Origin of the sequence: Succinivibrio sp., assembly GCF_045124615.1 — a bacterium.
GTDB classification, from domain to species: domain Bacteria; phylum Pseudomonadota; class Gammaproteobacteria; order Enterobacterales; family Succinivibrionaceae; genus Succinivibrio; species Succinivibrio faecicola.
The window spans coordinates 1-1822 of sequence record NZ_JBGVMC010000127.1 but is presented as its reverse complement, the minus strand read 5'-3'; the positions used below and the strand labels follow the sequence as shown (position 1 = coordinate 1822).

Below are 1822 nucleotides of genomic sequence, written 5' to 3'. Positions count from 1 at the left end.
CTAGAATAATTGAAACAGGTCCCCATTGATCTTAGATCAGATCCTGACAAAAAAATCAAGGTACCTAATAATTCACTGTTACTTTTATTAAGTTGCCTCGTGCTCTAATAGGTACTCTTGAACAGATGTGTACAGCATCAGATATCAAGCTAGTCAAAGAGGATATGCGAAACGAAGGAAAAAATATCCGTGTTAAATTAAGTAGTCAGGTTGTTTTAAGAAAAGAGCAGAAAGAAGCCTGTGACAAATTAATTTTGCATGAAAACGGAATTTTAAATGCTGCAACCGGTTTTGGTAAAACTGTCTGTGCTCTTTATATAATATCAAAGCTTAAGGTTAATACACTTATTCTAGTTCCAACTCAGAACTTGCTTATGCAGTGGCAGAACATCCTTAAAGAAAAACTCGAATTTAAAGATCCATTACCTGAATATACAACACTTATAGGAAAAGTTAAAAGGCATAAATCATTTGTTGGTCAGTATTCTTCTAAGTCAAAGAAGACAACAGGAATTATTGATGTAGCTCTATATTCTTCATTAGGTAAGGATGGTGAATACAGTGATCTTGTTGAAAATTACGGACTTGTGATAGCTGATGAATGTCATAACATTGGTGCACCTTCTTATTATCAGGCAGTTTGTACTATTACGGCAAAAAGAATTTATGGTTTAAGTGCAACTATGTATCGAGAAGATGGCAAAGAAAAATCTGTAATGATGCAGTTAGGTCCTATAAGATTTAAATACAGTGCCAAAGATTATGTTCTTCAGCAAAATTTTGAGCATTTCGTTTTTCCTAGATTCACAAGAGTAGTATCAACTGATGAAGAGCTTGAGTTATCAGAGATTATCAGTCTTTTGAGTAAGGATAACAGCAGAAACTGTATGATCATAAATGATGTTCTTGAGTGTATAAAACAGAAAAGAATAATACTTGTATTATCAAAATCTGTAGCTCACTGTACTACGCTTTATGAGCAACTAAAAAATGTCTCTTGTACAGTTCTTCTTTTACGCCCAAATAATATATCAAATGATGATATTATTCATGAACTATCTAAGATAAATGATCCTTCTTATGCAGAATCTGCAGTTCTAATATCAACTGTACAGCTCATATCTGAGGGTTTTGATGTTCCTGCTCTTGATACTTTGATGATTACGCTTCCTGTGTCATATAAAACACCGATAGAGCAGATGCTAGGTAGAATAAACAGAAATCATTGCAATAAGCACAAAGTGATTGTTTATGATTATATTGATCCTGCATATAGGATGCTTCAGAGAATGTATACAAAAAGACTTAAGGTTTACAAGAAACTTGGTTTTTCAGTCACATGCATAAATAATGATTCACAATTAGCAATAATCAGTAAAGATACAAATAGAGGTTGCATTTTTACAGCTGATGAATATCGGTTAACATTTATGAATGACATAAAGAATGCTGTTTCAGAAATTGTAATAGCGCCAATATCTATAAACATTCAAAAGCTAGCGGAATTCTATGATGATTCTGAAAACGTATTAACAAAATCTGTAAATCTTTTAGCTGTATTGAAAAGCAGTAATGATAATAGATCAGAAGATAATGCTATTTCTTCATATACTAAGGCAATTAACACTGTAAAAGAACGATTTAAAATTTACTACAATGATAAAAGGTCTAGTGCTTGCATTGCAATTATAGACAGAAAAATTGTCTGGTATGGTCTTATTGACTTTTGGGGAAATAACAAAACTGAAGATAATTCCATCAGAGTTGAAGATGAAAAAATAGCTTCAGAAATTTTACAAGGACTTTTCAATCAACAGTCATT

General features: G+C 32.1%; 1 protein-coding gene. It reads left to right on the top strand.

Annotation, left to right across the window (positions count from 1 at the left end):
- Window positions 1-125 precede the first annotated feature (125 nt).
- On the top strand, window positions 126-1822 hold a 1697-nt coding region (locus ACJML3_RS03455), incomplete at its 3' end, for a DEAD/DEAH box helicase family protein (RefSeq protein ID WP_406020645.1).